Source organism: Moraxella nonliquefaciens, assembly GCF_001679005.1.
Classification (GTDB): Bacteria; Pseudomonadota; Gammaproteobacteria; order Pseudomonadales; family Moraxellaceae; genus Moraxella; species Moraxella nonliquefaciens.
Genome location: NZ_LXTW01000003.1, coordinates 343,459 through 357,232 on the forward strand (window position 1 = coordinate 343,459; position 13,774 = coordinate 357,232).

Here is a 13,774-nt window from a genome sequence, read left to right on the forward strand (position 1 = left end):
TCCCCAGCTCTACCGCTTTTTCGCCTGCCCCTTTGTTTGGCAGGTGAATGCGGTGCGATTTTTATAGCCCTGCGATGACTTACCACGCACAGTATCGCTTAACACTTGTTTGAATGCACCGCCATCGGTTTGTATGTCAATGGCATAGCTGATGGCATATCCTGTAATGTCGCCTTTTCATGGTGCTGTTTTAGGGCGTTAAAGTTAAGACGCACACGCACCGCTGAGAGTTCACGGTTATTAATGGTACGCACAAAGGGCTTATCAGAGCGTAACTCAACACCTACCGCCATCTCGTTTTCTACCATGGCAAAACCGCTGATGGGAATTTGGTCATTTGTGCCAGCACGAAAATGCCACTCGACCCCTTCAAAGTTATTCTCTCCGTTGTCGCCTATGAGTGGCGTGTCATCCAAGCGGATGGATTTGCCCCCATCTGCAAGCCCTGCAATTTGCCCCTCACACAGACCATATAGAATATTGATGTAAGTTTTGGATTGAGCAGAGTCTCTTGCAATGATGGGTTGTCTTTGTTTGCTGCTGCCTTTTTTTGAGCCATGAACATTCATAATTTTACCTTAAAAAATCATTGACGATTTAAATTTTTGTATATACAATAATTAAGAACAGATGAGCGACTCCATGTCAACCCCCCATGCCAATTAGTTATGACGAAAACAAACGCCTTGCCAATATTGAAAAGCACGGCATTGATTTTATCGGTTCACAAGTAATTTTTGATAATCCCATGATAACCCAAGTGGACGGACGTGTATATTATGGCGAAGAGCGATTGCAAAGTTATGGTATTTTGGGCAATCGTGTGGTATTTATGGTATGGACTGACCGTGAAAAACCCCACATCATTTCTATTCGCCCCACGGACAAACAAGAAACCGCTAAATTCATCAAAGCCATTTACGGATAATGCCATGACAAAATCAAACCTACCAAACCCAAACCTACTTCTTGCCAATGCCCCTGATGCGGTAGCAAAGAGTGATGATGATTTTAATTGGGAGCGTGCCATCGTCAGCCAAAATTATGCTGAGCTAAAAAGCAAAATTGGCAGACCGATCAGCGATAATCCCAAGCAAGCGGTGAGCATTCGCTTTGATAGCGATATTGTGGAGTACTTTAAATCAAAGGGTAAGGGCTGGCAAACTGCCATGAACGATGCCCTGCGTGAATACATCGCCACGCATTAGAGCATGTCTTCTGGCAACTGACTGGCTGACATGATAAAACCGCCAATCTCTCGCTCGCCGTATAAAATTGGTACAGGATTGCCTTGGGCGATTGTGGTTATCGCACCGCCAAAGCCCTTGTTGGCTTTGTTGCCGTCTTGGTTGTTATCTTGGGTGTCCACCTTTGGCATGAGCATTTGGGCGATACCACCTACCATGAGGCCAATGCCTGCTCCTATCAATCCTGCACCGACCGCACCAGCACCCCCAAAGGTCATGCCTGTAACCACGATACCAGCGACCACCATGACCGCTCCGATGATGGTTTCAAGCACACCTGCTTTTTTTGAGCCTTCTACAACTGGCACGACACGGATAATCTTGGCGGTGTGGTTCATGTCAAGCTCATTTTCGCCCACATTGTGCTTATCATGAAACACAGCAAAGCGTAACCCCTGCCTATGAGCGTTCATCATAAACGCTTCAAAGCCTGCCAACTGTACGCATAACGCACGCATGGCTTCTTTGGTACTGCCCACTGACAGACGAAAGGATTTACCGAATTTTTTGGCAAGTATGCCGTGTAAAATGATGGTTTTCATGTTTTGCCTTAAAATGGTTGAAATTTATCGTTTATCGGTATATAATAAAACTCTTAAAACAACAGGTTGTTATCATGATAAAAAGTTTTAAATGTAAAGATACTAAGACCCTATTTGAAACAGGGGAGAGCCGTGTATTTGGCAACTTTTTATCGGTCGCAACTCGCAAACTAACCTATCTTGATAATGCTGTAACACTAGATGCCTTACGTTCACCACCAGCCAACCGCTTAGAGAAACTCGTGGGCGACCGTGAAGGTCAGTACAGCATACGCATTAACGACCAATTTCGCATTTGCTTTGTATGGAGCGAAGACGGCGTTTATGATGTTGAGATTGTGGATTATCATTAAGGAGCCGATATGTTTAAAAATGGCATGAGACCTGTACACGCAGGGGAAATTTTGCGTGAAGACTATTTAAAGCCATTAGGCATGTCTGCCAATGCCCTAGCAAAAGCTCTGGGCGTTACCCCTGCACGCATTAATGACATTGTCCTTGAACGCCGTGGCATTACGGCTGATACCGCCTTACGTCTGGCTCGCTATTTTGGGGGTGATGCCCAAACATGGCTAAACTTACAAAGCACTTATGAGTTACGCCTTGCCGAAAACGAGCTTGGCGACAGCTTGGAGCATATCAGCCCTTATGAAGTTTGTTATACCTAACCACCATCGCCGTCCTATCTGCCCACCCCTTGCCATAAATCTCACGCACGGACTGCCGTCCGTAGGGGTGGTGTAGGATTAGGGTGTTACCGATGACAGGTGGCGTGGTTTCGCTTTTTAACGCTCCATCATCGCCAAGCCAAATCAAGGCATGATTAACATGATGGGTACGCCCAACACGGCACAAGATGACATCGTGCTTTTGTAAATTACCCACAGACTTATCCACAGTCATAAAGCCTGCTTTGGCAAAGTTTTTCTCGTATAACGGCTCATGGTTCTCATGCTCCCACCAAGTATCGGTACGCTCAAAGTCTGGCAACTCAATATCAAGTTCACGGCTGTAATAATCACGCACCAAGCTATAACAATCCTGCACACCGTGGATATAAGCACGCCCCAAAAGTGGCGGTTTGTACCCACACGGTTCATATACGCCAAAGGCAGGCTCATCGCCATAATCTTGCTTGGACACCGCCACGATGACCCACGGCAAGCCATGTAGCTCAATTTGTAATTTATCCAAATCAGACGGTAACACACCGCCGTCAGGGTGGCTATGGACGATGGCTTGTATCTGCCCCATACTTTCAGCACGGGCAAAATCTTTGGGGTCTATCTCAAAATGCTCGGTAGGATTTATAGCAACATTATCACAGGGGTAATAGTCCTCATCTATGATAAGCCCACAGTACTCGGCAGGGTAGCAGTCAAAGGCGTGGTTGAGGATAAAGCTTTTGGTTTGTTCGGTGAGTATCATTTTTTGTCCTTTTTGATAAAACTGCCTTGATGAATATTCTTAGCCAAAATCTTTTTAACCTTGTCAAAATCCACCGCTAGACCTTTTGATTGGGCGATGAATTTGGTGCATAAGTATAAATTGTGCCTTGCCCTAGCAACATTCACCGCCTGTAATTCTATGCCGTGTAATGTGCTTATCGCCTGATACAAATCATTTGGGCATTTAATCACAGTCAAGCGGTTCATCAAATACATCATCAAATACCGCCCATCGCCTGTGCAAGGGTCTAACACCTTAGAATTAAGGTTTAACCGCTCATCAGGTGGGATTAAATCCAGCTGTTTTTGAACCAGCCAAAGCGGTGTTGTTACCTCTGCAAATTCTTTGGTTTTAAGCTCGGTTTTGTCTTTGCTGTCTGTGAGTGTTTTGATAAAATTGTACATCGCTTTCAATCATTTTTTGCCAAGGGTGATGTTTAGATTGTCTAAATCCTTTGGTAACGCACTTTTTGGGATAATCAAATCCTGCCAATTTGCAATGTTGCCTGAATTTCCAAATTAAGCCACATGCTCGCTTTGTGTCTTTATTGTGCTGTTGTTTGGCGTACTGACAATGTAAGCGGTATATCTCATCATAATTTTCATCAGTCAAATTCTGCCAAATCTCATCAATATTTTTAGGATTGGTCAATGGCTCGGCGTAGCGTCGTTTGGTCAAGATTAACGGCTGTTTGACTTGATGAAGTTTTTGGCGGTATAAAAGAATACCGATAAGATTTTTGGCTTGCTTTAATTTTCTGTTTCGGTAATGCCCTAACGCTCTTTTGCGTTCGCATTCACGATACAAGCCATAAACTTCATCAAAATCTCTATCGGTCATCGCCTGCCAAAGCTCTTGCCATGTCTTAAAAGTCTTACCTTTTAGCTGTGGGTAATGGTCATTCATACGCTCCCCCTAAATCAAACCAGCGGCTGGGCAACCACCAAAGGGCAAAGGTTTATTTCTGCCAAATCGGCACACGCACGATTTCATACGCCCACCGCATTTATCCAAAATGGGGTTGTCGGTCGGCTTGTCGTGTTCATCAAACATGGCCGCCCCTGTATAACCACATTCTTCGCCACGATACTTACCCACAACCGCCCAGTGGCAGTAATTGGTAATCTCTCTGACAGGGATTTTTTGACCTTCAAGGTCAATAGGATTGGCAAGCTCAAAGGTTACCTGTTGGGCATTTTCTGATGTTTTTTGTTCCACAAACCAAATTTGCTCTTTACATTCATCAGAAGCGGTGGGGTTACTACCGTCAAAATTGATGGGGTCAAGGTATTTGGCAAGGGTGGTAATGACGGTAAGTTTTGCCCCTGCAAAGTCGTTAAACTGTAAACAGTAGGCAGATACCGCCCCTTGTACCCCTGCAATGTTATTAGCAAGGGTTAGGGTCGGTGTGCTTGCTCTGCCATCTGAACGCATTTCAAGCCCTGTAACATTTAGGGCTTGGGGGTTGTACGCTTTGCCACGAAAAGTAATCACGCCATCGTTTTTGTCGTGATTGTGTCCGTGAAAGCGTAAAATACCCGCACCCAGTTTACTTGCGTCAAGCTCAAAGAGCGTAATTAGCCCATCTACTGTGGGTTTTTGAAAGTCGCTGTTTAATGGCATATTAGCTCCAAATAAAAAGATAAGGAAATTTACTTTCCTTATCTTTGATTGTGTTATGCTTCATTTGGTGCTTTTGCATCATCTGCCTTGTCTGTGGTTTTAGCTTCACTGGCAAGGGCAGCACGCACCCCATAGCGGTCATTTTTATAAGACAAGCTAAACTCGGTTACTGTTTGGCTGTTGTCATAGCCTTGTAGTTGGCGTAACTGGTTAGATGCCCATGCCAACAGGTCAGCACGAAACACCGTGGTGCGATTGCGTTTTAGCACACCGTTGTTAGCTTCATTGTTACTAACTTCAAAGCCATCATCATCAGGATAGTAGGTAATCTCAATGGTACTGGCTTTATCGCCATGTTGGTTTTTCCAAAAGTCCACCTGTGCGATAAAGCTCTGTAATACCTGTGCCTCGGTGCGTGATACTTCGGTTAGAGTTGGTTCACTCATTTTTTAACTGACAGATTCAACCACCAACTGCAACGCACCAAAAATCAGATTTTATATCAAGAGGTGTTCTAAAACCCAGCACTTTTCTTGGTCTATTGTTCAAATAATCTTAGACCTGCTGTATTTATTCATCGTCAATCACATCTAATCTGGCAGACTTAGGTAAAAATTGCTGTATGAGTTCATTGGTATTCTCATTAGGACGTGCCTGCCTTTTGTATTTGCAATGAAAAATGCCTGTTTAAAAAAGCAGGGGAATCGCACGTTTTTCAAGGAAAAAGCGAAGTTTGATGGTCGTTCTATCAAACGAGCTTTTGACGATAAAAAACAAGATTTAGCCATTTTTCATGCAAAAACGATTAGTTTATTTCTAAAATATTCTATATTGTAAATAGTGTTATAAAGGGCAGGCACGCCCTAGTGCCATGCTCTCATGAATGATAAGTTTTTGCAAAATTGCCCACGCCTGTATTGCGTTTAATTTCACGGCTGATGATGGATTTATGACAGCCCAGTCGTCTAGCAATTTCACTAATAGAAATATTGCTTTTCAAATCAGATGAAATTTGGTATCTTTGTTCAAGAGTAAGATGTGTATATTTTTGCAAACGTTTCTGATATGTGAAAGTTGAGGTAACAAGTACAACACTGCACATCTTACTCTTTTTCTCTATATATTTAAACGTTGCGCTTCTTGGTTGAATTTAATCAAGAAACTCTCCGACGATGAACTTAGCGAAAAACTCACCCAAATCCCAACCGAAATCCAAACCATCAAAAAACCCAACTAGACACAATCTGGCTGGTTTTTATTTGGATAATAAAAAATACCTTAAAAACCACTTGACAATTATAACCCTAGAAGTATAACATACATATCAATAACACAGCAAGGTGATGGGTGGTAAGCAGTAGAGAAGTCATTAAACTCATAAAAGCTGACGGTTGGTATCGTGTCAAATCAAATGGCGGTAGTCATCAGCAATTTAAACACCCCACCAAAAAAGGTCGTGTCACTGTTCCCCACCCAAAAAAAAGATTTGCCACAACTCACCATTGACAGCATTATGAGACAAGCAGGGCTAAGCAATTAGCCCTTGCAACACCTTGATAACTAGGAGACGATGATGTTATACCCCATTGCAATCTTAAAAGGCGATGATAAAACCGCCCACGGCATCTTTTTTCCTGATGTGCCAAATCTTGCCAGTGCGTGCGATGACTTGCAAGACATACACAAAATGGCGTTAGAATGTCTTCATGTGTATTTTAGTGGCTTGGTAGAAGACGGCGAAGAAATCCCACTGCCCACCAATTTTGATGCACACACCCAAAACAGCCAATTTGATGGCATGATGTGGGCATGGGTAGATGTGGACTTATCAAAATATGATGTAAAAAGCCACAAAATCAACATTACCTTACCTAACCATCTGATTGCCAAAATTGACGAAAAAGTCTCGGCTCATAAATCGCTATACAAAAGCCGTTCAAACTATCTGGCACAATTGGCGATGGCGGATTTGGCTTAGTCTTATGAGAGTTTTTAATAAACCTGCCTTTGGGTTTCTTGTAACAGCCTGCCTATCGCCTTTTGGTTCTTTTGCTTGCTTTGGTTAAAAATAAACCCCCACATCATCAGCCGACTTTGGCGGCGGTGGGTTTTGGCTCATAAGTGCCACGGCGTTTAGCATGGCAATCACAGGGTCAATCTTACCGTTACCACTCTCAGACTTACTCATACTTACCCCAGAGCCTGACAGCTTGACCCGTGCATTACCTACGCACCACGCCATTAGGGGCTGATTTGCGTGCGTCAAATCACCACTGGCAATCTTACGCTCGCACACTTTTTGATAACCGCCCAATTTCCAACCTTGCGACACGCCTGTAATGTGCGTGTCTTTGGGTATGCCAATGCTTTCAAGGGCGATGACAATATCGTCCGCCCCAGCAGGGTCAAGACCGATTTTATCCAGTTTGCCACTGTCATAGACTTTTTTGGCAATGTCAGCAAATTCTGCCACATCATCGCCCACATTTTGCACGATAACAAGGTCGCCATCGGTTTCAAAATCACGATAGCGTGGCTCGTCCTGTTTTCGTCGCTCTAAGGCAATCGGATGACACCACGCACGCACCCACACCCACCACTGTTTGACTTCATGGCGGACATTGTTATCGTCTGTGTAGATGTATTTTGGGGTTGGCAAGCGTCCAACGACCGCACAGCCCAAAAGGTCATCAAGACCACCGCCATCACCGCCCATTGTAATCACTTCCGATTTTTCAATGAGTTCGTCAAGCGTAAATTGTCGTCCTGCTTGCTCCCAAAACTCCGCTCCTGCCCAGCGGTTGGCTCTAAGTGAGATGCCAATTTCTACATTTAAATGCTTGGCAAGGGCGGTTTGCAAGGTGTTTTTATCATGCGACTCTTTGGCGTGTTTTAGCGTGTCGGTCAGATAGTCCACGTCCACACTTGCCCCCAAATTGGGGTTGGTGATGTACCAATTTTCAGGCTTGACATAATCGCCACTGTCAATATAAGCCTGCGGAAATTCATAAATCACAGGCAAAAATCGCAAATCATCAATCTGCCCATCTCGCACCGAGCGAGCATAATCCAGCTTTTCTTTAAAAATCCCAGCAGGTGCTTCATCACTCATGGTAGATAAATAGATGACAAAGCCCTCAGGGCGAGATGCCAGACCGCCGATGGCTTCTTGGAGCATGGCGGCCGCCCCTGCTCGCTTACCAAACACCCACAGCTCATCCACAAGCACATACGCCCCCTTGACCCCTGCCAAACTGTTGGACTCAGCGGCGATAACCTTTAAACTTGCCCCTGTGAATCGGTGGGTGATGGTTTTGGTGTGGGCTGAGACATTAAAAAGAGCAGATAATTCGCTATCTACTCGTATCATGTCTTGCATGGGCGAAAATGAGTTATTGGCGACTTCCTTTGTGGGGGCGACAATGACCAGTTCGCACGACTGACGCTCATTGAGAATAAGGGCGGTCAGCATGATACCAGCAGCTAGGGTAGATTTTGAGTTTTTTTTACTGATTAAAAGAAAAAACTCTTTAATCAAGCGTTTTTTGTCCGTGGGGTCATACGCCCCAAAAATGATGGCCACAAAGTCAAACACCCACGCTTTACTCACCGCCCCAATCTTTGGGCAACCGATGACATCAACCAGTGCCAGCTCTTTAAACACACGCAAAGCAATGTCGCTCATCGTGGTAAACAGTGGTTTACATGGGATAAGGGACTCGCCCTTGACGATACGCTCTTGCCAATCAGGCAGGGCGGTTGTCCAGATGGGCGGTTGTTCAATAAAATTATTTTTCACGATTTAAAAATGCGTTAAAATTATCTTAAAATACTTGACTTTTTAAGGTTTTGCTTTTAGTTAATTTGGGAAAAGAAATGGCATTTTTTACCACCTGGATAGTTCCTATTATTTGTTTGGGCTTGGCATATTATTTTTACCACAACCCAGTAGATGACAAAAATCCGCTTATTTATGCGTTACTTCTTATCATCTGTCTGGGTCTAAAACTGGCAAACTTTGCTCAAATTATCGCAGATTAAAGCCCTATTAGCTCAATTTGAATTTTGGAACGCCAGTTGCAGCGAGCTTGATATAAACACGCTACAAAACGACGATTGCCCATCAAAGCCATTATCCAAGCACTAAACAGCTCTTCAATTTTATCCTGAATGTCGCTAGTTGCTTCATCAAGTAGTGTATCAATCAAGATATTATCAAAATAGCCAGTTGCAGCATCTACAACACGCCCAATGGTTGCTTTGTAGATGATATCAATACCAATCTTGGCAATATTTTGTGAGCAATTGGCAATCTCGTTAATCATCTTGTCCACATCTTGAATAACTTGCTCAGTAATTTCATTCGGACTTGCTTGAACAACGCCACCAAACAAAACTTCAATGGCTTTTGCATAGGCTTCTTTTACCTGCTCTTTACTTAAATCAGACATATCAAGTCTCCATATTAAGCGACTTTAAGTCGCAAAGTTTAAAAACCGCCAATCCTAAGATTAACGGCAACAAAAAACGCCAAGCCGTTTGACTTGACGTATCATCTGTTTTGGCACAATTTTTGATTAAATCATTGCAAAAGCTCACTGCCAAACATGTCCGCCTGATTTGACAGTGTGGCAAATCGCCCATTTTCACTTTTATTTTTGGCATTATCTAGTGCATCTTCTTTTTTGCCTGTTTGAGCCAGTTTATGCTCGGTGTAGGGCAATAAAGCGATGGCGGCGTTAATGCGTTCTTTTGGCGTATACAGACCATCAGCGTTATTAAACACCGCCGTCAAAAACTCCAATGGTGTTTCGTATTTTGGGGTATTTGGTGCGTCTGGCACTGTGTTGGTTGGTTGCGACCTGACATCAATGGATAAGCCGTTACCTGCTGAGGGTGAGTAGCATTTTTCGGTGGGTTTTAGCCCTTTTATCTTGTTGTTATCTTGTTGTCGGTGAGTATTTGGTGTGTATCTCGTGTGTATCTCGTGTGTGGCTGTGTGTGATTGTGTGTGATTGTGTGTGTAAAAACATTTGATGTTCATTGATTTTATGTAATACAACATGGCATTACAAGATACAACAAGACAACAAAAAACCCTTGAAAGCTAATGTTTTCAAGGGTTTTTAACTAAGTTTTATTTTCTTTGATTTTTGTAAATGGTGGAGATGGCGGGAGTTGAACCCGCGTCCGCCAGCACTACGCCCATGACTCTACACGTTTAGAGTCTGTCTTTGGCTTTAATCCGCACCGACCCGACAGTCAGGGTGGATAGGACGATTTGCTAAGAGTTCGCACCTGTCATCGCAACGCTAACAGATGCTATCCTTTGTGCGTTCGCATCTGGGTGAGCAACCAGACCAAAGGCAATCTGTGCCGACCCAAGTAGCCCTTAGGCTACTAGTGCGTAAGTTTCGTCGTTTGCGACTATTTTAAATGTACGTTGATTTACAAGAGACATACGCTCTTGACGTGCATCATTAGGTTTCATTACCAGCGTCGAAGCCAGAACATCCCCAATGGTCAAATTATAACAAAAACCGCTCATCAAATCAAGCATTTAATCATATTATGTTAAGTTTGGCCACTAGTGTCATTTTTCAAACCATTTTTCTTCAAGTTTTGTCAGTTCACCTGTTGCTCTCATATCGCTAAGACCTTGGTTGAACATGTTAATGATCTGAGTTTTATTCTTAGGTGCTATTGCGACGGCATACGAACCTTTATCATTGACATTACCATACTCTAAAAGATTGGTTTTATATTGGGGATAGCTTTTGGCAAAATGCTGGACGATTTGTTTGTCGCTCATGATGGCATCCACTTTGCCATTGATTAAGTCTTGAAAGCTCAAAAACATCTTTTCTTTGGTTATCACATGTTCAATTCCATGTTCTTTGGCGACATCCACAAAAATCGCCCCATCTTGAACGCCCAAACGCATGGGTTTTAGATCTGACATTGAGTTGATGGTTGTGTCATTTAAAGACAAAACCCCCGCAGGCATATATACATACGGATTGCTAAGTAGATATTTGCCTTCACGTTCGGTGGTGTAAGAGATGGATGAGATGGCAAGGTCGCTTATGTTTTGCTCTACTGATTTGAACATATCTTGCCATGGTAAAATATTAAATTTGACCGTGTATCCATTTTTTTGGGCGATATGGGTGATGACTTCCACATCAAAACCGATGGGGTTGCCCTTGTCATCAATATAAGCAAAAGGCGGCATGTTACTGTTGACTGCCACTTGGATGGTTTTGGTGCTAATATTGGTATCGTCGGTATTTTGTGTGGTGGATTGTTTTTTACCACAGGCTGATAAAAGTCCAATGATACAAATGATACCAATCATAACACCTTGGTTAAAAAATACAGTATGTTTCATCATCGCTCCTAACGATTTTTGTGTTTGTTTAAACTTATCTTAATAATGTTTATTAACAATAATCATACTCAATATTAACAGTATTATACAAAATGATATTAGTTTTGGCAAATGATTAATATCAGAAAAACTCATTAATGATATTGTGGATTTTTATAAGTATTTGTAATTAATTTAATTTTATATTTTTATACGAAAATGTCAGCCCTAAATTTTCATAAAATCTTATAAATGATAAATTTACGGTATTTTGTGGCATTAATAACAAGCATATTTTATTTCATTTGTATTGCTATATTGTAAATTTTATTTAAAAATATTACATTTTGATGAATAAAAAACCTGTGATTGAACACAGGTTTTGTTATTTTGAGTTTTTGATGCTTAACGCAACTCTCTTTGTATGCCCGGCTCTTGTTCAGAACCAATCGTGGAATCACTGAGTCTAAAAAAGTCATCAGGTAAGTTGGGTATGGTGTCTGGCGATGGCGTCAGAGGCATGTTGGTGCCGATATGATCTGATGGGGTAGGGGCTTGATACTGGGTGGGGTGGTTACCTATAATGACTGGCTGTGCATTTTGCACAGGTTGGGGCAAATAATTGCCATCAGGCATGCCTTGTATGGGCATATTTTGGTCAGGCATGTATGTGGTGGGGGGCATCATGATGGCGTTTGACTCTGGTAACAGCTGAGCGATGTCTACATTGAGTGCAGATAAAGTTGTCTCATCATATACCAAAAACTCTGTTCGTTCATTTTTAAAGCGTCCCAACTCGGTTACGTTGTCCGACACAGGAAAGCTGTCACCTACGCCCTTGGGGGTCAGCTGCTCATCATTTACCCCTTGCCCCACCAAAAAGTCTTTGACCGCTTCTGCTTGTCTTTGCGATAGGTTCAGATTTGCCATGCGGTCAGTGCCATCTTTGCCACTGGTGTGGGTTACGATGATAAGCTTGATGTGGGAGTTGGTTTTGATTTTTTCTGCCAGCAATGATAGCATCTCATGACTGTTGGTAGGTAACTCATCTCTGCCATTAAAGTCAATAATGCCAAGATTTGCCGAACGTGATAAATCATAACTGTCAGGGGGGTCATCTAAATTATTTAGGGCAGCAGTGGCACGCTCAAAACTTTGACTGATAGCACTTTTTCTGTCCAAAGCAGGGGCAGGCGATACTTCAAATTGTGGTGCGAGTAGGGCGATGTCATTGATGATTCTGGGTAAGATGTCCATCTTTGGTGTATTGACATAGATGTGATTGCCAACAATCTCAATGCTGGTGAATGGTTCAGACTTAATCATCGCCATGATGCTCTCTAAACGCTCTAATCCTGTCATTGATGTGCCAAAATTATCATCAATATCCATGATACAGCCAATTTGTCCAAAGTTGTTTTGTAACACATTAAGCAACTGCTCTTTGAGCTGGGCATTACCTATCTCAGCTTGACAGGCGTACAGCGTGCCATTTTCACCTGATGTCAGCGACAGACGAGGTGAGTTTAGGGATTTGACGGTAGGTGTGGCGATGTGCGTGGCGATATTGGGGTCATCGATGACGACTGTCTTTGATTTGTTTTTTAGTAGATGCCACGCCACACCCCCAACAGTCAAAGTGATGAGAGTTACTCCCAGTATGATTAACAAAGGATTTGAGCGTGCTATTTTAGGTTTGATGGGTTTATGATTGATAAGGTTGTTATTTATATTAGCAGTTGTGTCGTTATTTGTATTATTATAAATACTGTTATAAATACTGTGATGAACGTTATTTTGATTGATGTCATCATGATTGAGATGATGGTCTTGTTGGTCATCGCTTGGGGGCGTATTAGAGCCATTGTCATTGGCAGGATGAGCGGGGCTGTCAAAATTACCAGATGCCCCATCAGCGGTTGGCATTTGTGTGTTTAATTGTTCAATCTTTTGAGTTAATGAACTTTGGATGAACTGGGATGACCATGCAGGCAAATGCGTGCGACTTGATTCAAAATTCTGTGCCAAAAAAACAATCAGCCCATCACCTCCTGCCAAATTTGCCACCTCTACCATCATCGGTGGGGTAATGGCTCTAAGCAGTGTCATTGTGGTTTGTTCATCCATGTGAAAACTGCGTGCCAAACGCTTTGCCAAAGGTTCTGCTTGTATGCCCCATAAGGCGACCAGGTTATGATTTTTAACGTGGGTGCTGTCAAAATTGTCATCAAGTTCAATCAAGCGTGCCGCACTTAGGGCATAATACTGTTTTAACAAATCTGCACTTGTGTCTTGGTTTGAGATGCCCATGGAGCTTGATACCAACCCATGTAAATATTGTACAATGTCCATCGTTCGCCTTATCAATTTTTATACTAACCTTTTATTATACCGTAAATATCACCAAAAATCTGCGTTATGATTGTCATCACCTTGCCTTTTATCTTGTTTTTATGCTGTTTTGTCATTTAAGATGCAAAGACTTGACGTGGTGTGTGTGTGGTGATGCGATGATTATTTTGGCAAATGGCAAATGGCAAATG

The 13,774-nt window shown here is 42.7% G+C and carries 17 protein-coding genes, 1 other RNA gene and 3 pseudogenes; 7 read left to right on the forward strand and 14 right to left on the reverse strand.

Annotated elements, in window-relative coordinates:
• Positions 1 to 9 precede the first annotated feature (9 nt).
• Positions 10 to 569 (reverse strand): annotated as a pseudogene (gene gpJ / locus A7456_RS02710) (TipJ family phage tail tip protein).
• 86 nt (positions 570 to 655) lie between these two features.
• Here gpJ and A7456_RS02715 point away from each other — a divergent pair.
• Together A7456_RS02715 and A7456_RS02720 are read left to right on the forward strand one after the other, a co-directional pair.
• Positions 656 to 928 carry a BrnT family toxin gene (locus tag A7456_RS02715; RefSeq protein ID WP_067007307.1) on the forward strand — a complete coding sequence of 91 codons (273 nt, stop codon included), beginning with the start codon at positions 656 to 658 and terminating at the stop codon, positions 926 to 928.
• A 4-nt stretch (positions 929 to 932) separates the two neighbouring features.
• The gene (locus A7456_RS02720; protein ID WP_067007310.1) at positions 933 to 1,208 is read left to right on the forward strand and encodes a BrnA antitoxin family protein; all 276 of its coding nucleotides are present in this window, start codon (positions 933 to 935) and stop codon (positions 1,206 to 1,208) included.
• Here the strand turns inward: A7456_RS02720 and A7456_RS02725 are convergent.
• Positions 1,205 to 1,789 (reverse strand): tail assembly protein, encoded by a 585-nt coding sequence (locus A7456_RS02725; RefSeq protein ID WP_067007313.1) that lies wholly within the window; start codon positions 1,787 to 1,789, stop codon positions 1,205 to 1,207. The two genes, A7456_RS02720 and A7456_RS02725, sit on opposite strands and share 4 nt — an antisense overlap.
• 74 nt (positions 1,790 to 1,863) lie before the next feature.
• Here A7456_RS02725 and A7456_RS02730 point away from each other — a divergent pair, with 74 nt between their 5' ends.
• Both A7456_RS02730 and A7456_RS02735 read left to right on the forward strand, forming a co-directional pair.
• On the forward strand, positions 1,864 to 2,142 hold the full coding sequence (locus A7456_RS02730) for a type II toxin-antitoxin system RelE/ParE family toxin (RefSeq protein ID WP_067007315.1): 279 nt from the start codon (positions 1,864 to 1,866) through the stop codon (positions 2,140 to 2,142).
• 9 nt (positions 2,143 to 2,151) lie between these two features.
• Positions 2,152 to 2,457, forward strand: coding sequence for a HigA family addiction module antitoxin (locus A7456_RS02735; RefSeq protein WP_067007318.1), 306 nt, complete (start codon positions 2,152 to 2,154; stop codon positions 2,455 to 2,457).
• On the opposite strand, the gene A7456_RS02740 is transcribed toward A7456_RS02735, so the two are convergent.
• From A7456_RS02740 to A7456_RS02765, 6 genes and pseudogenes are all read right to left on the reverse strand, one after another.
• Positions 2,429 to 3,217 (reverse strand): C40 family peptidase, encoded by a 789-nt coding sequence (locus tag A7456_RS02740; protein ID WP_067007321.1) that lies wholly within the window; start codon positions 3,215 to 3,217, stop codon positions 2,429 to 2,431. The genes A7456_RS02735 and A7456_RS02740 overlap by 29 nt on opposite strands.
• Positions 3,214 to 3,642 (reverse strand): hypothetical protein, encoded by a 429-nt coding sequence (locus tag A7456_RS02745; RefSeq protein WP_067007324.1) that lies wholly within the window; start codon positions 3,640 to 3,642, stop codon positions 3,214 to 3,216. Before A7456_RS02745 ends, A7456_RS02740 begins: the two co-directional genes overlap by 4 nt.
• Positions 3,590 to 4,144 carry a hypothetical protein gene (locus A7456_RS02750; protein ID WP_067007326.1) on the reverse strand — a complete coding sequence of 185 codons (555 nt, stop codon included), beginning with the start codon at positions 4,142 to 4,144 and terminating at the stop codon, positions 3,590 to 3,592. Before A7456_RS02750 ends, A7456_RS02745 begins: the two co-directional genes overlap by 53 nt.
• Positions 4,145 to 4,153: 9 nt before the next feature.
• Positions 4,154 to 4,861 carry a phage minor tail protein L gene (locus tag A7456_RS02755; protein WP_067007329.1) on the reverse strand — a complete coding sequence of 236 codons (708 nt, stop codon included), beginning with the start codon at positions 4,859 to 4,861 and terminating at the stop codon, positions 4,154 to 4,156.
• 53 nt (positions 4,862 to 4,914) lie between these two features.
• The gene (locus tag A7456_RS02760) at positions 4,915 to 5,307 is read right to left on the reverse strand and encodes a hypothetical protein (RefSeq protein WP_067007331.1); all 393 of its coding nucleotides are present in this window, start codon (positions 5,305 to 5,307) and stop codon (positions 4,915 to 4,917) included.
• Positions 5,308 to 5,759: 452 nt separating this feature from the next.
• Positions 5,760 to 5,915, reverse strand: a pseudogene (locus tag A7456_RS02765) (helix-turn-helix domain-containing protein); the annotation flags it as partial.
• Between the two features lie 293 nt (positions 5,916 to 6,208).
• Between A7456_RS02765 and A7456_RS10855 the strand changes: the two are divergent.
• Together A7456_RS10855 and A7456_RS02770 are read left to right on the forward strand one after the other, a co-directional pair.
• Positions 6,209 to 6,401, forward strand: a pseudogene (locus A7456_RS10855) (type II toxin-antitoxin system HicA family toxin).
• Positions 6,402 to 6,434: 33 nt separating this feature from the next.
• Entirely contained in the window at positions 6,435 to 6,839 is a 405-nt protein-coding gene (locus A7456_RS02770) for a type II toxin-antitoxin system HicB family antitoxin (protein ID WP_067007336.1), read from the forward strand.
• 84 nt (positions 6,840 to 6,923) lie between these two features.
• Here the strand turns inward: A7456_RS02770 and A7456_RS02775 are convergent, their stop codons facing one another.
• Complete coding sequence (locus A7456_RS02775) at positions 6,924 to 8,660, reverse strand: terminase large subunit (RefSeq protein ID WP_227713245.1); 1,737 nt, start codon at positions 8,658 to 8,660, stop codon at positions 6,924 to 6,926.
• Positions 8,661 to 8,737: 77 nt separating this feature from the next.
• Here A7456_RS02775 and A7456_RS11330 point away from each other — a divergent pair, with 77 nt between their 5' ends.
• Positions 8,738 to 8,902 carry a hypothetical protein gene (locus tag A7456_RS11330; RefSeq protein ID WP_158512464.1) on the forward strand — a complete coding sequence of 55 codons (165 nt, stop codon included), beginning with the start codon at positions 8,738 to 8,740 and terminating at the stop codon, positions 8,900 to 8,902.
• Here A7456_RS11330 and A7456_RS02780 read toward each other — a convergent pair.
• From A7456_RS02780 to A7456_RS02800, 5 genes are all read right to left on the reverse strand, one after another.
• Entirely contained in the window at positions 8,899 to 9,312 is a 414-nt protein-coding gene (locus A7456_RS02780) for a hypothetical protein (RefSeq protein ID WP_067007340.1), read from the reverse strand. The genes A7456_RS11330 and A7456_RS02780 overlap by 4 nt on opposite strands.
• Positions 9,313 to 9,443: 131 nt before the next feature.
• Positions 9,444 to 9,905 carry a hypothetical protein gene (locus tag A7456_RS11690; protein ID WP_082995407.1) on the reverse strand — a complete coding sequence of 154 codons (462 nt, stop codon included), beginning with the start codon at positions 9,903 to 9,905 and terminating at the stop codon, positions 9,444 to 9,446.
• Between the two features lie 116 nt (positions 9,906 to 10,021).
• Positions 10,022 to 10,379: a transfer-messenger RNA gene (gene ssrA, locus A7456_RS02790) on the reverse strand.
• A 75-nt stretch (positions 10,380 to 10,454) separates the two neighbouring features.
• Positions 10,455 to 11,252, reverse strand: a complete 798-nt coding sequence (locus A7456_RS02795) for a substrate-binding periplasmic protein (RefSeq protein WP_066888140.1) — start codon at positions 11,250 to 11,252, stop codon at positions 10,455 to 10,457.
• Positions 11,253 to 11,636: 384 nt separating this feature from the next.
• A complete protein-coding gene (locus A7456_RS02800) occupies positions 11,637 to 13,583 on the reverse strand; it encodes an OmpA family protein (RefSeq protein ID WP_067007343.1) in 1,947 nt (648 codons plus the stop codon).
• Between the last annotated feature and the right edge of the window lie 191 nt (positions 13,584 to 13,774).